This is a genomic window from Mesorhizobium prunaredense (assembly GCF_900156895.1).
Taxonomy (GTDB): Bacteria; Pseudomonadota; Alphaproteobacteria; order Rhizobiales; family Rhizobiaceae; genus Mesorhizobium; species Mesorhizobium prunaredense.
Genome location: NZ_FTPD01000034.1, coordinates 215,918 through 232,005, shown reverse-complemented (window position 1 = coordinate 232,005; position 16,088 = coordinate 215,918). Strand labels below are relative to the sequence as shown.

The window sequence follows — 16,088 nt, the reverse complement described above, 5'->3', positions numbered from 1 at the left end:
CCTACTGCCCTACTGCCCTACTGCCCTACTGCCCTACTCGCTTTCCCGGCCTCTGCCAGCCGACGTCGAGAAGACCCAGTCGGCCGAGTTCCCTATCCATCACACGTGCGACATCCTTACGTTCGGCGCCGATGTCGCGCAATTGGCGGTCCGGCAGATCCTCGATGTTCTCCTGCGGAAGGTTGACCGCGATTTTTGCATGGCGGAACCAATCAAACACCGCGCGCAGCCAGACGGGGCGGACGGTTGCAGAGCTCAAGACAATGTGGGACATGGTGCAATCCGCTTCTCCGGACATCAAATCCGGTTTGATGTTATTTCGATGGTCTCATCATGCCAGATTGAAATTAAAACGAGAAACGAGTAGTTTTCTCAGCATCTTCAAGTTTTCTTTGAGGATTGGAAATGCTCGACCTACCTCTCCTCGCCCTACTGTGATTGCGCGCCTGCTGCCTGGAACCCGTGCGTTGAGGACGCTGGAAGCAGCCGCCCGGCACCTCAATTTCACCCGCGCCGCAGACGAACTCGGCCTGACGCCGGCTGCGGTGAGCCACCAGATCAAGGAAATCGAGGATCAGCTCGGCATCGTGCTGTTCACGCGCACCAGCCGCACCATCCGGCTGACCGAGGCGGGCGCGGTGCTGTTCGAGGCCGCGACCGACGCGCTCGACCTGCTTGGCCGCGCCGTCTCACGGGCGCACAAGCTGGCGCGTGGAACGGCGTTGCTGAAAGTAACACTAGACGCCCAGTTCGCGACAAAATGGCTGATGCGACGCGTCGACGATTTTCGCAAGCAGCGACCGGGCATCGAGCTCCGCTTCGACATTGCCTCTGAATTGCGCGATTTCGACCTGGACGACGTCGATGTCGGCATCCGTTTCGGCGCGGGAAAATATCCGGGACTTTGCACCCACCGGCTGTTCGACAACATCATCATCCCTGTGTGCAGCCCCAGCCTGCTGGCCTCCGGCCCGCCGCTGCGCGAGCCACGCGATCGAGTGGGCGCGACAAGGCGTGACCTGGCCAAACTGGCGGATGTGGATGGCGGCGGCCGGCGTCGACGATTTCGACGACAGCCGGACGATCGTGTTCGGCACCTCGACCGACGCCGTTCAGGCCGCGCTCGACGGCAATGCCGTTGCGCTCGCCGATTTTGCCATGGTGGCGAACGACCTTTCCGAGGGCCGGCTGATCCGGCCCTTCGAACTTGGCATCAAGGTTCCGCCCGAATTCGCCTACTTCCTGGTCTATCCCATCGCATCCGCCAACGATCCCAGGATCGTGGCGTTCAGGGATTGGCTCCTCAACGAAGTTCACAACCCGCAGCCGGAGCCGACGCTTGGATGAGCTTCAGGTCGCCCTGAGTGATCAGCCGGCAGTCGTCGACCTATTTTTCATGGTGGCAGCATCAGCCCGCGACACCCGCCGCGCCGAACCAGCCGATCACCGCGCCGATGATAAGCAGCACGCCGAGCCAGTGGCCGCAGTCGATGATGGTCAGGTCCCAGCCGAAACCTTGGTAGCGATGATTGACGGATAGCGTCGTGGCGACGAATCCCAGCCAGAGAACGAAGCCGAAGACGAGCCCGGCAACGAGGCTCGGTTCGCCACCGGTCATCGCTCCGACGATCAGAGACATGACGAGCGCCATGACAAGTTCCGCGATGAAGCTGATGACGAAGGGCAGCGGCGATTTACTCATGGTCGCCGGATCAAGCCTGGCGGCCTTGAGCCACGGCTTGCTCAGGCCCATGTACCAGGCAGCGCCGAACAACCACGTCACCACCGCGGCGACGATCACCGCCAGCCAGTTCACTGCTGAAAAATCCATGGTTTTCCTCCGCGGAAGCATGTCGCCCAAAAGCATGCCCCCGGGCCGAACCGGGGGTGTCCAGCGGTTTTGGGACAACGACATGCGTATTCTCAAAAACAAAGCGTGATGGAAACGCCTGTTCGGCGATGCCGTCAAGCAAACCGCCAGACGGTCGTGCGTTTGACCAGGGCATCTTCCAGCGCCCGGGTTACCGCCACCTCGTAGACGGCGAGCGGCTCCAGTCCAGCTTTCGGCAAATAGGAGCGGCCGGGATCGCCAACGATGATGTCAGCGCCACGCGCCTTGAGCGTCGCGAACCATGGCTTCAGCCTGTCGGCGAGCAACTGGTCGTAGAAGACGTCACCGGCCAGGACCACGTCCCAGCCCGCATCGGTTCCGATGCAGTCGGTGCCAAGGAACTTTATCCCGACGCCATTGGCCTCGGCGTTGAGGCGGATCGCGGTCGCGCAGAACGGGTCGATGTCGGCGGCGATCACCTCTGCCGCGCCGGCCTTCACTGCCGCAATGGCGACAAGGCCGGAACCGGAGGCAAAGTCGAGCACGCGCTTGCCGTGCACATCAGACGGATTGTCGAGGATGTAGCGGGCAAGGCCCTGGCCGCCGGCCCAGGCGAAGGCCCAGAAAGGCGGCGGCAGACCGATTTCGGCCAGTTCGTCCTCTGTCCGCTGCCACAGATCATGCGCCTCGTCGGCCAGATGCAGCAGGATCTCCGGCACATGCGGCGGCGCCATCAGCGTCGTGTTGTCGAGGATGAAGTTTCTCGCGCTGTTTGGCGTCAGCGCCGTCACGGCGCCGGCGTCAGGCCGCCATGCGGCAGACCTCTTTCCATTCGGCCGGCGTCACCGGCTGCACGGAAAGCCGTCCGAGCCGGACCAGCGCCATCTCGGCAAGCTTGGGATTGGCCTTGACCTGTTCCAGCGTCACCGGCTTCGGTACATCCTTGACGGCGCGGATATCGACGCATTCCCAGCGCGGATCGTCTGTGGTGGTGTCCTGATGGGCCAGCGCGCAGACCTCGACGATGCCGACCACATCGAGCCCGTCGTTGGAATGGTAGAAGAAGCCGAGATCGCCGATCTGCATGGCCTTCATGTTGTTGCGCGCCGCATAGTTGCGCACGCCGTCCCATTGCGTGCCCGCCTTGCCCTTCGCCTTGAGGTCCTCGAAGGAGAAGACCGAGGGTTCGGATTTGAACAGCCAGTAGTTCATCACAGTTGTCCTGTTGCCGTTTGTCATTTCATCATTGTTGAAGTCGGCGCCGCCCCTCACCCTTACCCTCTCCCCGTAAGGACGGGGAGAGGGGGATCGCCAGCGCTGGAACTTGTCCCTTCTCCCCGTTCTTCACGGGAGAAGGTGCCGGCAGGCGGATGAGGGGCGGCGCAAACGAACGGTCATGCACTTACAGGCTTGTTGAAGGTCCAATTCCATTGCCGGATTTCGACGCTCTCGAACAGCCCTGCCTTGGCATAAGGGTCTGCCGCCGACAGCGCCTCTGCCGCGGCCAGATCGGGCGCCTCGACCACGACGAGGCTGCCGTTCGGCTTGCCGTCGGTGTCGAGGAACGGACCGGCGAAAGTCAGCTTCTCCTCGCCGTTCAATCCTTCCAGGAAGGCGACATGCTCGGGCCGCGTATCGAGCCGCACCTGCATGCTTCCAGGCTTGTCCTTGCAAATCAGCGCAAACAGCATCTTTCCATCTCCGGATTGTTCAACATTACACGTCGGTTTCGGTCTTCAGCGGCCTTGTCATCAGCGCCGACACAGCCTGGCGGATGGTGATCGTGCCGTCCAGTATGGCGGCGACGGCGGTGATGATCGGCGCGTCGATGTTGCGCTCGGTGACGATGCGGGCGGCGATCGCCGCCGTCGGCACCCCTTCGGCCAAGGGCAGCCCGGCAAGTGGCTTGCCTTGCCCCAGCGCCAGCCCGTAGGCGAAATTGCGCGACTGGGCGGACGAGCAGGTGAGCAACAGGTCGCCTAGGCCGGAAAGTCCCATCAGCGTCTCCGGCCTGGCGCCGAAAGCAGCGCCGATGCGGCGCAATTCGACAAAGCCGCGCGTCACCATGGCGGCCTGGGCGCTGGCGCCGAGTTCGGCGCCGGTGACGGCGCCGGCGGCAATGGCGAAGACGTTCTTCAGCGCGCCGCCGATCTCGACGCCGATAACGTCGTCGCTCGAATAGCAGCGCAGATTCTGCGCCGAAAAGCGCGCGGCCAGGTCGGCCGCCAGACCCTCATTGCCGGCGGCGACCACCACGGCCGTCGGCAGCCCCCTGGCGACGTCAGTGGCGAAGCTCGGGCCGGACAGGGCGGCGACCGGATTTTCAGGCAGGATCTCTCCAGCGATCGCCGACAGCAGCGCGCCGGTGTCGCGCTCGATGCCCTTGGCGCAGAGGACCAGCGGGACGTCTTTCGGCATATGGGCTTTCGCGGTGGCCAGCATGGCGCGCAGCGACTGCGCCGGCGCCACCGCCAGCACGCAGTCGGCGCCGTCGAGCGCAGCCTCGATGTCGCTCGTTGCCACGATGCCGGCCTGGAGCACGATGCCCGGCAGATAGCGAGGATTTTCGCCACGGTCGATCGCGGTGACGGTCTCCGGGTCGCGCGCATAAAGGCGGACGAAATGACCGGCGCGCAGCATGGCCAGCGCCAGCGCCGTGCCCCAGGCACCGCCGCCGAGCACGGCAATGCGCCAGCCGCTTGGCGCCGTGTGCCCGCTACCGCTCATGCCTTGGCTCCGCGCCGGCCCGAGCCGACCATCGGAGCGGAGATGCTGTCCAGCGGCCAGCGCGAACGCGGCACGAAGTCGGCGCTGTTTTCACCCGATATGCCGGCGCGCAGCCGCTCGATGCCGGCCCAGGCGATCATCGCTGCATTGTCGGTGCAGAGTTTGAGCGGCGGCGCGACGAAGGCAAAGCCGGCTTTTTCGCACAGGGCTTCGAGTGTCGTCTTGATCGTCCGGTTGGCGGCGACACCGCCGGCAACGACGAGCGCAGGCTTCAGCTCGCTCGGAAACTCCTGGCGGAAACGGTTCAGCGCTCTCGAAACACGATCATCCAGCGCATCCGCCACCGCCGCCTGGAACGAGGCGCAGATGTCGGCGACGTCCTGGTCGCTCAACGGGGCGATGGCCGTTGCTGCCTGTCGCACGGCGGTCTTCAGCCCGGAAAAGGAAAAATCGGGCTGCGCCGAGCCCTTCATCGGCCGCGGGAAGGCGAAGCGCGCGGCGTCGCCGGTCGCCGCCGCCTTCTCGACATTCGGCCCGCCTGGATAGGGCAAGCCGAGCATCTTGGCCGTCTTGTCAAAAGCTTCGCCGAGCGCATCGTCGATGGTCGTCGCCCAGCGCTGGTAGTCGCCAACGCCACGCACCGCGACGATCTGCGTGTGGCCGCCGGACACCAGCAACAACAGATAGGGAAAGTCGAGCCCGTCGGTCAGCCGCGCGGTCAGCGCATGGCCCTCGAGGTGGTTGATGGCGATCAGCGGCTTGTTCGCCGCGGCTGCGATCGCCTTGGCCGTCATCAGACCGACGATCAGACCGCCGACCAGGCCGGGGCCGGCGGTCGCAGCGATCGCGTCGATATCGGCGAGATCGACTCCCGAATCGGCAAGCGCGGCCACGATGATGCCGTCCAGCGCCTCGACATGGGCGCGCGCGGCGATTTCGGGGACGACGCCGCCGAAGGCGGCATGCTCTTCGATCTGGCTGAGCACGATATCGGACAGGATTTTCGGCGCGCCGCCGCCGTCCAGCGCTACCACGCTGGCGGCGGTCTCGTCGCAACTCGTCTCAATGCCCAGAACGCGGATCAATTCGTTGCCATCCCTGGAGATTGTGCAACCAGCCTTTCCCCGTTAGGAGAAAGCCCGGAAACGGCCTCGATCTGCCGGGGGTTATCACGGACAGCGCGCCATGCAAACAACCTTGAAAATCGGAACACGCGGCAGCCCGCTGGCGCTGGCGCAGGCGCATGAAACGCAGGCGCGGCTGATGGCCGCTCACGGCATGCCGGTTGAGGCATTCGAAGTGGTCGTCATCTCGACCAGCGGCGATCGCATCCAGGACCGGCCGCTGTCGGAAGCCGGCGGCAAGGGGCTGTTCACCAAGGAAATCGAGGAGGCGCTGCTGGCGCGCCGCATCGACATCGCCGTGCATTCGTCGAAGGACATGCCGACCGTGTTGCCCGACGGGCTGGAACTGTCTGCCTTCCTGCCGCGCGAGGATGCCCGCGACGCTTTCGTCGGCAAGGCGGCCAAAACGATCGCCGGATTGCCGCACGGCGCGAAGGTCGGTTCGTCGTCGCTCAGGCGTCAGGCGCTGATCCGGCGGATGCGGCCGGATCTCAATGTGGTGATGTTCCGCGGCAATGTGCAGACGCGGCTGCGCAAGCTCGACGAGGGCGTCGCCGACGGCACCATCCTTGCCTATGCCGGGCTGAAGCGGCTCGGGCTCGAAGATGTCATCACCGACCTGATGCCGCTCGACAGCTTTCCGCCGGCGCCGGGGCAAGGCGCGATCTGCATCGAAAGCCGCATCGGCGACCTTGGTGTGGAAAGGATGCTGACGGCAGTCCACGACGTGCCGACCGGGCAGGCGCTGGCCTGCGAACGCGCTTTCCTGGCGGCGCTCGACGGTTCCTGCCGCACGCCGATTGCCGGCCATGCGACGATATCGGGCGAAACGGTCTTCTTCGGCGGGCTGATCATCTCGCCGGACGGCGCGCAATCCCATGAGGTCAAGGCGGAAGGCCCGGCGCAAGATGGCGCGCGCATCGGCGATGAAGCCGCCAGGACCGTGCGGGCCAAGGCCGGCGAAAAATTCTTCGACGGCTGGGCCTGACATGCGTCGCGTCCTGGTGACGAGGCCGGAGCCGGGCGCCTCGCGCACGGCACAGCGGCTCGAGGACCTGGGTTTTAAGCCGATCCTGCTGCCGCTGACCGAAACGGTGGCGCTGCCGGTCGATGCGGACAGGGTCGCAACCAATGCCGCGGCCGTTGCTGTCACCAGCGCCAATGCCGTGCGCCATGCGCCGAAGGAAATCAGCACGGCGCTCGCCGGTTTGCCTTGCCATGCCGTCGGCAGATGGACAGCGCAGGCCGCCCGTGCGGCCGGGTTTCTGTCCGTCAGCGAAGGGCCGGGCGATGCCGAGGCGCTGGCGGATGCGCTTGCCGGCGATTACGCCGGACAAACCATCGTCTATTTGTGCGGGCGGGTGCGTTATTCGGGTTTCGAGCAGCGGCTGCAGTCGGCAGGCGTTCAGGTTCGCGCCGTCGAGACCTATGACACGGTCGCGCTGGATTATTCCGACGAGGCCGTTCTTGCGCGCTTGTCCGGCCTGCCGGTCGAGGTGGTGCTGCTCTATTCGGTCAAGGCGGTCACAGCGATGCAGGCACTGGCCGGGCGGCCGGCGCTGCGTGAGCCATTTAAAAGGACATGTTTTTTTGCCCTGTCCGGACGTATCGCCGCAGCCTTGGAGACTGTTGCCTCAGAGAAGCTCCGCGTTGCGCCGGAGCCCAGCGAGGAGGCGCTGCTGGAGCTTTTGCGGACGTCGCCTTGACCCCGTGTCATCACGCCGCCCCTTTTCACCGCTTGGTGATGTGCTAGACCCTTTCTGAACCATCCCGAAGCGAATTTGCGGAGCCCAAGCATGGTCAAGACGCCGAAGATGCGGCATTCGAAAAGCCGTCGCGAGCCGATGACCATCGAGCTCGAGCCCGGCGCTGTCTCGCGCGTTGCCGACGAGGATGCCGCCAACGGGCGGACCGACGAGGCGAAGGCGGAGGAGGCGGCAAGCGCGTCGCAGCCGGAAGCGCCTGAAGAACCCGTCCATGCCGACCAGACCGACATCGAGCCGTGGGAACATGCCGAAGCGGCCCCGCCTGCCGGCTCTGAACAGCCGGCAGAGGGTGGCGCCAAAGGTCCTGAAGGGCCCAAACCAACTTATCCGGCCGGCTCGGAGGCATCGGCGAAGCGGGCCTTCGACTACAGTTTCGACGACGCATCGGCCAAGGCGAGCGCCGCAGACGCGCCGAAGGAAACCCAGACAGGGACTGAAGATATGGCAGCACAGCCGAAGCGTGGCGGCATCAACGGCATCGCCGCCGGCATTATCGGCGGCGTCATCGCGCTGGCTGCCGCCGCAGGGCTGCAGTTTTCCGGCCTGCTCGGCGCGCCAGGGGCTGACGATTCATCCCCGGGCGGCGTGTCGCTCGATGGCGTCAACAGCGAAATCGCTTCGCTGAAGAGCGAGATTGCCGGGCTCAAGGATACAGCCGGCAACAATGATGCCTCGACCAAGGTGGACGGGCTGTCGTCGGCGCTGGATCAGGTCAAGACGGATGTCGCGGCGCTGAGATCGGCGATCGAGCAGGGCGGAGCAGGCGACACTGCCGGTCTTGCAGCCCTCGGCGATAAGGTCAGGCAGATCGAGACGGCGGTTTCGGCGCTTGGCCAGACCGGCAACACGGCGCCGGTCGATCTCGGACCGCTGAACGAAAAGCTGGCCGGGCTCGACGCGGCGGTGAAATCCGCCGGTGAGACGGCGAAGGCACAGGACGGCCGGCTTGCGGCGCTGGAACAGTCGGTGTCGCAGCTTTCCGGCAAGGTCGAGGCACAGGCCGGGCAGCCGAAGGTTGCGCTCGCCATCGCCGCATCGGCGCTGAAGGCGGCACTCGACCGTGGCGCGCCATTCGCCGCCGAACTCGAAACCTTTGCGGCGATTGCGCCGGATGCTCCAGAGATCGCAGCCTTACGTGCCTACGCCGAAACGGGCGTTCCGACCCGGTCGCAGATCGCAACCGAAATGCCTGCCGCCGCCAATGCCATGGTCGCTGCCTCCGAGCCCGTCGACCAGAATGCCGGCTTCCTGCAAAACCTGCTGTCGAGCGCGCAATCGCTGGTCAAGGTCAGGCCGATCGGTGCCGTCGAAGGCGCTGGCGCTCCGGAAGCCGTCGCCCGCATGGAGGTGGCGGTCACCCAGGGCGATTACGCCAAGGCGCTCAGCGAATACGATACGCTGCCCGAGGCGGTGAAGGCTGCCGGCGCCGATTTTGCCGGCAAACTGAAGGCGCGAATCGAGGTCGAGAAGCAGGTCGACGCGCTGATCGCCAGTGCGATGAAGGCGTGAGGGCAACCCGATGATTCGCATTCTGCTTTTCCTCGCCGTGGTTTTCGCGCTCGGGCTGGGTTTCGCCTGGCTGGCCGACCGGCCGGGCGAGATGGTCGTCACCTTCAGCGGCTATCAATACCAGGTCAGCCTGATGGTGGCGGCGGTGGCGGTCGTTGCCGTGGTTGCCGCGGTGATGATCGTCTGGTGGCTGCTCAAGGCGCTGTGGAACAGCCCCTACACCATCTCGCGCTATTTCCGCGTGCGCCGTCGCGATCGCGGCTATCAGGCGCTGTCGACCGGCATGATTGCCGCCGGCGCCGGTGACGGAGCGCTCGCCCGCAAGAAGACCAAGGAAGCGGCAAAGTTGATCCGCTCCGACCAGGAGCCGCTGATCCAATTGCTGGAGGCGCAAGCCTCGCTGCTTGAAGGCGACCATGAGGGTGCCCGCGAAAAATTCGAGACCATGCTCGACGATCCCGAAATGCGGCTGCTCGGCCTGCGCGGGCTTTATCTCGAGGCCGAACGCCTCGGCGACCGCAACGCGGCGCGGCACTACGCCGGCCGCGCCGCGGCGATGGCGCCGCAGCTGGCCTGGGCCGCCGAATCGACACTGGAAGACCTGACCGGTCGCGGCGACTGGGACGGCGCGCTGAAACTGGTCGAGGCGCAGAAATCGACGCGGCAGATCGAGCGCGATGCCGCCAACCGGCGTCGCGCCGTGCTGCTCACCGCCAAGGCGCAGGCCCTGATCGACAGCGATCCCAATGCCGCCAAAACCGCTGCTCTGGAGGCCAACCGGCTGCGGCCGGATTTCGCGCCGGCGGCGGTGATCGCAGCCAAACTGCTGTTCAGACAGAATGATGTGCGCAAGGGCGCGAAGATCCTCGAAACGGCGTGGAAAGCCGAGCCGCATCCGGAGATCGCCGAGCTTTACACCCACGCCCGGCCAGGCGATGCGGTGCTCGACCGGCTGAACCGGGCGAAGAAGCTGCAGGAGACGAAGAAGAACCACGCCGAATCGTCGCTGGCGGTGGCGCGCGCCGCGCTCGACGCGCAGAACTTTTCAACCGCCCGCAAAGAGGCCGAGGCGGCCATCCGCATGGATCGCCGCGAAGGCGCCTATCTGCTTCTGGCCGACATCGAGGAGGCCGAGACCGGCGATCAGGGCAAGGTGCGGCAGCTTTTGTCCAAGGCGGTGCGTGCGCCGCGCGATCCGGCCTGGGTCGCCGACGGCGTCGTCTCCGAACGCTGGGCGCCGGTGTCGCCGATCACCGGCAAGCTCGACGCCTTCGAGTGGCGTGCGCCGATGGAGCGGCTCGGCCAGCTCATCGACAGTGACGAGGATGCGCCGGACGCTGCGGTGCCGACAATCGCGGCGCCAACGAAGCCGGCAAAGGAAAATGTGATCGAGTTGAACCCCGCTGGTTCAGCCGAAAGACCGACCACCGCGGGGGCATCGGAAACTGGCGAAGACGATGTTGCGCCGGTCACCGCCACGGCGTTTGCCGCGGTGCCGCCGGATGGCGACGCTGTCGAACCGGTGGAGGAAATGGCCCGGCTGCCCGACGATCCCGGCGTCGATCCGGACGACGAAGACCAAAAATCACCACGCAAGTTTCGATTGTTTTGATTTGGCTGCGCTTGATAGTTTTGCCTGATGGGAAGTAAGAATCACATGTTCGAACGCGTTCTGTCGTTTCTGAAGGACCTGCCGGCAGCCGGCCGCGCCCGCAACAACGCCGATGATCCGCGCGTTGCCGCATCCGCCCTTCTCTACCATGTGATGAGTGCCGACGGCGTGCGTCAGGATGCCGAATGGGAGCGGTTCAAGGCGGTGCTGGCGGAAAGCTATTCGATCAGCGGCGACGAGCTCGACGCGCTTGCCGCTGCCGGCGAGCGGGCCGACAACGAGGCGATCGACCTCTACGCCTTCACCAGCGTTTTGAAGCGTCAGCTCGATCCGGACGCGCGAAAAGCCTTCATTGGCCTGATGTGGGAAATCGTTTATGCCGATGGCGAATTGCACGAACTCGAGGACAATATCGTCTGGCGGGTCGCCGAACTGATGGATGTCGAACGCCACGACCGCGTCGAGGCACGCCGCAAGGCGGCCGCCAAAGTGCCGGGCGCGGCTGGAACGTCGAGCGACGAATAGACGGGATCCCCGATGCCACCCACGCCAAGGCCGAGACCAAAAATCCTGATCGTGCTGCATCAGGAGAGTTCGAGCCCCGGGCGCGTCGGCCACATGCTTATCGAAGAAGGCTTCGACCTCGATCTCCGCTGCCCGCCGCTCGGCGACGCCTTGCCGGAAACACTGGACGGTCATGCCGGAACTGTGGTGTTCGGCGGACCGATGAGCGCCAATGACGAGGACGATTTCGTCCGCCGCGAGACCGACTGGCTAAAAATTCCGCTCAGGGAGAACCGGCCGTTGCTCGGCATCTGCCTAGGCGCGCAGATGCTGGTCAACCATCTTGGCGGCAAGGTCGAGGGTCATGGCGAGGGGCTGGTCGAGATCGGCTGGTATCCGCTGACAGCGACCGAGGACGGCAAGAAGCTGATGCGCTGGCCTGAGATGGTCTATCAGTTTCACCGCGAGGGCTTTTCGCTGCCGAAGGACGCGACGCTGCTGGCGACGGCCGAAACCTATCCCAACCAGGCCTTTCGTTATGGCGACAATGCCTGGGGCATCCAGTTCCATGGCGAATTGACCAGGGCGATGATGCAGCGCTGGGTCGTTCGCGGCGCACATCGCTTCGAGTTGCCCGGCGCGCAGCCCGGTCGCGATCATCTCGGCGGCCGGCTGATCTGGGACATGCATCTGAAGCGCTGGCTCGGCGAATTCCTGCAGACGATCTTCGGCAAGCCGGCGCTGTCGTGATCTGGTTTTGCCCGGATCAGCGCGCCCCGGGCCAGTTTCGCCCGTTGAGGTGGCGGACCTTGCGCAGCTGCGGGAACAGCACCGCCCACAGCCCGGCGACAACGACTGCCCCGACGCCGCCGATCACCACCGCGGGCACGGTGCCGATCAATGCCGCCATGGTGCCGGCGCGGAATTCGCCAAGCTCGTTGGAGGCGCCGACGAAAACCTGATTGACGGCGTTGACGCGGCCGCGAACCTTGTCCGGCGTCCACAGCTGGATCAGCGTCTCTCTGATGTAGACGCTGAACATATCGGCGGCGCCGAGCAAGGCGAGCGCTGCGATCGACAACCAGGTGATGGTGGAAAGGCCGAACAGCACCGTGAAGGCGCCGAACAGCGCGACGAAGCCGAGCATGACCACGCCGGCATGGTTGCGGATCGGATGTCCGGCCAGCCAGATGGCAACGCAGATGGCGCCGATCCCCGGCGCCGAACGCAACAGTCCCAGGCCCCATGGGCCGAGTTCGAGGATGTCGCGCGCATAGACCGGCAGCAGCGCCGTGGCGCCGGACAAAAGCACGGCGAACAAATCGAGCGAAATGGCGCCGAGCACGATCTTCTCGCTCCAGATATAGCCGAAGCCGGCAAACAGGGTCTGCATCGTCGGCTTGTCGGTCTCGCTGCGCTGGGCAGGCTTTGGGATGGTGAAGACCAGCACCGCGGCGACAAACATCAGAACGGCAGCGGTGCCGTATGCCGCTTGCGCCGAGAGCCCGTAGAGCAGGCCGCCGGCGACCGGTCCGACGATGGTCGCCGTCTGCCAGGCGGACGAATTCCAGGCGATCGCGTTGCCGAAATCCTCCGGCGGCACAAGGTTGGCGAACAGCGACGCCGCGGCCGGTCCGAAGAAGGCGCGCGCGATGCCGAACATGGCGAGCACGCCGAAGATCAATCCCGGTCCGCTAAGGCCGCGCAGCGTCAGCAGCAGCAGGGCCAGCGCGCAGATCGCCTCCAGCAGCACCATCAGCGCCATGATCAGCCGGCGGCCGAAACGGTCGGCGACCACCCCGGTGACCAGCACCAGCAGCAGCGAAGGCAGGAACTGGACAATGCCGACAACGCCGAGATCGAACGGATCGCGGGTCAGGTCGTACACCTGCCAGCCGACGGCGACGGATACGATCTGGGTGGCGAATGTGGCGAGGAAGCGTGCCGCCCAATAGCTCAGGAAGGGTTTGTGCCGGAAGGCGGCATAGCGCCGGTCGGGCGGTGCGTGAGGTTCGGGTGTCATGAATCAGGCCCCGTGGCAAGGAAGTCGGCCGGCGGGGCACTTCCACGAGGGCGCTGGTCCGACCACAGCGCTTTTAACGCAGTTAGGTGCGAGGCGCGCGCAAAAATCGGCTCTGGATCAAGGATTTCCGGCTACCATGCTAATTGCACAGCTCGGCGGAGGTGGAGAGTTATTTTGGCGCGCAGGTCGAGTTCCCCCGCGCCCCCCTGTCCTGCCGGACAGAGGGGAGCGCTGTTCTCGCCAATCTTCGAGGCTTCCGTTTTGCCGGGCTTCGAACGACGCTGTCAGACCGTGGCCTTGGGCTTCCTGGTCTTCTTGACCGGCGCCGGCGGGGCGGCCTTGCGGCCCAGGCCGATCGCTTTCGCCAACTGCGAGCGCGAGGCCGCATAGGTCGGGGCGACCATCGGATAGTCAGCCGGCAAGCCCCATTTGGCGCGGTAGGCATCCGGCGTCAGTCCGAAATGAACGCCGATATGGCGCTTCAGGGATTTGAACTTCTTGCCGTCTTCGAGGCAGATGATGTAATCCGGCGTCACCGATTTCTTGGGATTGACCGCCGGAATCAGCGGTGCTGCGACCGGAACGGCGGGCTGGCCGAGCCCACCTATCGACGCGCTGACGCTGGCGATGAGATCGCCGAGGCCGGAAGCGGGCAAGCGGTTCTTCTCGACGTAAGCGGACACGATGTGAGCGGTCAGCTCGAGAAGGTCGATGTCCTTGCGGGCTTTGTTGCTGTCGTCGGTCAATCTATTTTCTCCGTTAGTGGGGTCGCAGAATTCCTAGTCGGCAAATCTGCATAACGCAATGACGCCGCACCACGCCACACATTATTTTGAATAACAATACTAACGGCCGGGCCAGATCAACAGGTTTGGGCCCGAACCGCTATAATATCAGACAATCAGGGATTTGTCGCGCCACAGTCGAAATCCCCCTTCGAACGCGCGTGTGTTGTCGCCACGCCTGCAACCGGCAGGCAATTCGTCGAGTTTGTCGACATTGCCGCCGCCGATGACCACATAGTCAGGCTGCAGGGCGGCGCGCAGCCGCTCGACGACGTCGCAGACGTGCTTGCGCCATTTCTTCTTGCCGCGCTTCTCAAGGCCGCGTTCGCCGACATAGTCCTCGAAGCTGCCGCCCTTCTTGTAGGGCAGATGCGCGAGCTCCATCGGCTGGGCGACGTTGTCGAGGATCATCGCAGCACCGAGGCCGGTTCCGAGACCCAGGAACAGCATGCGCCCGCCCTCATAGCTGCCGACGGCCTGCATCAGCGCGTCGTTGACCACCTTCACCGGCTTGCCGAACTGCGTTGCGAAGTCACACCCGACCCAGCCCTTGCCGAGATTGGCGGGGTCGGCCAGTGGCCTGTTGTGGTGCACCGGGCCGGGATAACCGATCGAGACGACGTCGTAGGGCAAGCCATCGGCGAGCGTCTGCACAGCCGTGATCATCTGCTGCGGCGTCAGGCCGGGTCCGGAATCGGCTCTGCGCTCCTCGCCGCCGGCGCTGGTGAGGATCTTGACATGGGAGCCGCCAATATCGATCGCAAGCACGATCTTTTCGCTGTCCGGTGCTGGCTTTTTCGCCGCTTTGGCCATTGCGTCGCCCCTCCAGTTCAGTTCGCCGGATTGATCCAGCCGTTCGGCGGTCCGAACCCGGCCATCGCATCGGCGGGACCCCATGTCCCCGGCTCATAAAGGTGTGGCGGGGTGGTGTCGCCAAGGACCGGGCCGACGATCCGCCAGGCGAGTTCGCTGGCGTCCTGGCGGGTGAACAACTGGCCGTTGCCGTTCATGGCGTCGCCGATCAGCCGCTCATAGGGCGGCATGTCGCCCTTGCTGTCGTCAAGCGCAGTGAGTTCGACCTGCTCGCCGACCATGTCGTCGCCGGCGGCCTTGCGCTGGGCGCCGATCGAGATCGCCACCTGCGGGTCGATGCGGAAGCGCACGTAGTTGGCGTCGCCCGGTTTGATCGGGTCGAAGACGTCGAGCGGCGGCCGCTTCAGCCGCACGATGACCTCGGTGGCGTGCACCGGTATGCATTTGCCGGCGCGGATGAAGAAGGGCACGTCGCGCCAGCGCCAGGTGTCGACGAAGAAACGCACCGCCGCGAAGGTCTCGACCGGCGAATTCGGCGCGACGCCCGGCTCGCTGAGATAGCCTTTGAATTGGCCGCGCACGACATCGTCCTTGGTCAGCGTCCGGATCGCCCGCAGCACCTGCACCTTCTCGTCGATCAGATCGTCAGCCGAGCGGCCAACGGGCGGCTCCATGGCCAGCAGCAGCAGGATGTTGAGCAGATGATTCTCGATGACGTCGCGGATGCAGCCGACCTCGTCGTAGAAGCGGCCGCGGCCCTCGACCCCGAAATCCTCGGCCATGGTGATCTGCACGCTCTCGACGAAATTGCGGTTCCAGATCGGCTCGAGAAAGGAATTGGCGAAGCGGAAATAGAGCAGGTTCTGGATCGCCTCCTTGCCGAGATAATGGTCGATGCGAAAGATCGACTGCTCGTCGAAGACCAGGTGCAGGACCCGGTTCAGCCAGCGCGCCGATTGCAGATCGTGACCGAAAGGCTTTTCCACCATCAGACGCGCGCCCTGGGCTGCGCCCGACTGTTCCAGCCCCTGGATGACCGTCTCGAACATGGTCGGCGGCACCGCCAGGTAGTGCAGCGGGTGCTGTGCGGTTCCGAGCGCGCTTTTCAGCTTCTCGAATGTCGCGGCGCTGCGGTAGTCGCCGCTGACATAGCGAAGCAGCGAGGCAAGTTTCGCAAAGATCTTTTCGTCGACCTTGCCGATGGCCTTGACGATGCCGTCGCGGGCCCGCGCTTGCAACTGCTTCAGGTCCCAGGCGTCGAAAGCGACGCCGATCACCGGCTCGGTGAGCGTTCCCTTGGCGACCATGGCATAAAGTGCCGGGAAGATCTTTTTGTGGGCGAGGTCGCCGGTCGCCCCGAAAAGCACCAGCGTGTCGGACCGTTCCTGGTTCAT

17 protein-coding genes and 1 pseudogene are annotated in these 16,088 nt (G+C 64.9%); 7 read left to right on the top strand and 11 right to left on the bottom strand.

Features of this window, described 5'->3' with window-relative positions:
* Positions 1 to 25 precede the first annotated feature (25 nt).
* Positions 26 to 274: a hypothetical protein gene (locus BQ8794_RS22735; RefSeq protein ID WP_077380880.1), complete on the bottom strand. Its 249-nt coding sequence runs from the start codon at positions 272 to 274 to the stop codon at positions 26 to 28.
* A 163-nt stretch (positions 275 to 437) separates the two neighbouring features.
* On the opposite strand from BQ8794_RS22735, the pseudogene BQ8794_RS37075 reads away from it, so the two are divergent.
* Positions 438 to 1,347 (top strand): annotated as a pseudogene (locus tag BQ8794_RS37075) (LysR substrate-binding domain-containing protein).
* Between the two features lie 61 nt (positions 1,348 to 1,408).
* Here BQ8794_RS37075 and BQ8794_RS22725 read toward each other — a convergent pair.
* From BQ8794_RS22725 to tsaD, 6 genes are all read right to left on the bottom strand, one after another.
* Positions 1,409 to 1,831 carry a DUF1761 domain-containing protein gene (locus BQ8794_RS22725; RefSeq protein ID WP_077381016.1) on the bottom strand — a complete coding sequence of 141 codons (423 nt, stop codon included), beginning with the start codon at positions 1,829 to 1,831 and terminating at the stop codon, positions 1,409 to 1,411.
* A 134-nt stretch (positions 1,832 to 1,965) separates the two neighbouring features.
* A complete protein-coding gene (locus tag BQ8794_RS22720; RefSeq protein ID WP_174654511.1) occupies positions 1,966 to 2,565 on the bottom strand; it encodes a class I SAM-dependent methyltransferase in 600 nt (199 codons plus the stop codon).
* Positions 2,566 to 2,632: 67 nt separating this feature from the next.
* Positions 2,633 to 3,043 carry an EVE domain-containing protein gene (locus BQ8794_RS22715; protein ID WP_143744654.1) on the bottom strand — a complete coding sequence of 137 codons (411 nt, stop codon included), beginning with the start codon at positions 3,041 to 3,043 and terminating at the stop codon, positions 2,633 to 2,635.
* Between the two features lie 182 nt (positions 3,044 to 3,225).
* Positions 3,226 to 3,522, bottom strand: a complete 297-nt coding sequence (locus BQ8794_RS22710; RefSeq protein WP_077380879.1) for a YciI-like protein — start codon at positions 3,520 to 3,522, stop codon at positions 3,226 to 3,228.
* A gap of 25 nt (positions 3,523 to 3,547) precedes the next feature.
* A complete protein-coding gene (locus tag BQ8794_RS22705) occupies positions 3,548 to 4,558 on the bottom strand; it encodes an NAD(P)H-dependent glycerol-3-phosphate dehydrogenase (protein WP_077380878.1) in 1,011 nt (336 codons plus the stop codon).
* Positions 4,555 to 5,640, bottom strand: coding sequence for a tRNA (adenosine(37)-N6)-threonylcarbamoyltransferase complex transferase subunit TsaD (gene tsaD / locus BQ8794_RS22700; protein WP_174654509.1), 1,086 nt, complete (start codon positions 5,638 to 5,640; stop codon positions 4,555 to 4,557). The genes BQ8794_RS22705 and tsaD overlap by 4 nt, the downstream gene beginning before the upstream one ends.
* A gap of 103 nt (positions 5,641 to 5,743) precedes the next feature.
* Between tsaD and hemC the strand changes: the two genes are divergently transcribed.
* The 6 genes from hemC (at position 5,744) to BQ8794_RS22670 (ending at position 11,823) form a co-directional block, all read left to right on the top strand.
* Positions 5,744 to 6,670, top strand: coding sequence for a hydroxymethylbilane synthase (gene hemC, locus BQ8794_RS22695; protein ID WP_077380876.1), 927 nt, complete (start codon positions 5,744 to 5,746; stop codon positions 6,668 to 6,670).
* Position 6,671: 1 nt separating this feature from the next.
* A complete protein-coding gene (locus BQ8794_RS22690) occupies positions 6,672 to 7,388 on the top strand; it encodes a uroporphyrinogen-III synthase (RefSeq protein ID WP_077380875.1) in 717 nt (238 codons plus the stop codon).
* A gap of 90 nt (positions 7,389 to 7,478) precedes the next feature.
* A complete protein-coding gene (locus BQ8794_RS22685; protein WP_077380874.1) occupies positions 7,479 to 8,957 on the top strand; it encodes a COG4223 family protein in 1,479 nt (492 codons plus the stop codon).
* 10 nt (positions 8,958 to 8,967) lie between these two features.
* Positions 8,968 to 10,569, top strand: a complete 1,602-nt coding sequence (locus tag BQ8794_RS22680) for a heme biosynthesis protein HemY (RefSeq protein WP_077380873.1) — start codon at positions 8,968 to 8,970, stop codon at positions 10,567 to 10,569.
* A gap of 45 nt (positions 10,570 to 10,614) precedes the next feature.
* Positions 10,615 to 11,094, top strand: coding sequence for a tellurite resistance TerB family protein (locus BQ8794_RS22675; RefSeq protein WP_077380872.1), 480 nt, complete (start codon positions 10,615 to 10,617; stop codon positions 11,092 to 11,094).
* A 12-nt stretch (positions 11,095 to 11,106) separates the two neighbouring features.
* Entirely contained in the window at positions 11,107 to 11,823 is a 717-nt protein-coding gene (locus BQ8794_RS22670; RefSeq protein WP_077380871.1) for a glutamine amidotransferase, read from the top strand.
* A gap of 16 nt (positions 11,824 to 11,839) precedes the next feature.
* Here BQ8794_RS22670 and BQ8794_RS22665 read toward each other — a convergent pair whose 3' ends face one another.
* The 4 genes from BQ8794_RS22665 to zwf all read right to left on the bottom strand — a co-directional run bounded on the left by BQ8794_RS22665 (position 11,840) and on the right by zwf (position 16,088).
* A complete protein-coding gene (locus BQ8794_RS22665) occupies positions 11,840 to 13,096 on the bottom strand; it encodes an MFS transporter (protein ID WP_077380870.1) in 1,257 nt (418 codons plus the stop codon).
* A 284-nt stretch (positions 13,097 to 13,380) separates the two neighbouring features.
* Positions 13,381 to 13,842: a Ros/MucR family transcriptional regulator gene (locus tag BQ8794_RS22660; protein WP_023800548.1), complete on the bottom strand. Its 462-nt coding sequence runs from the start codon at positions 13,840 to 13,842 to the stop codon at positions 13,381 to 13,383.
* A gap of 147 nt (positions 13,843 to 13,989) precedes the next feature.
* On the bottom strand, positions 13,990 to 14,694 hold the full coding sequence (locus BQ8794_RS22655; protein WP_077380869.1) for an ROK family protein: 705 nt from the start codon (positions 14,692 to 14,694) through the stop codon (positions 13,990 to 13,992).
* Positions 14,695 to 14,711: 17 nt separating this feature from the next.
* Positions 14,712 to 16,088, bottom strand: coding sequence for a glucose-6-phosphate dehydrogenase (gene zwf, locus BQ8794_RS22650; RefSeq protein ID WP_077381014.1), 1,377 nt, complete (start codon positions 16,086 to 16,088; stop codon positions 14,712 to 14,714).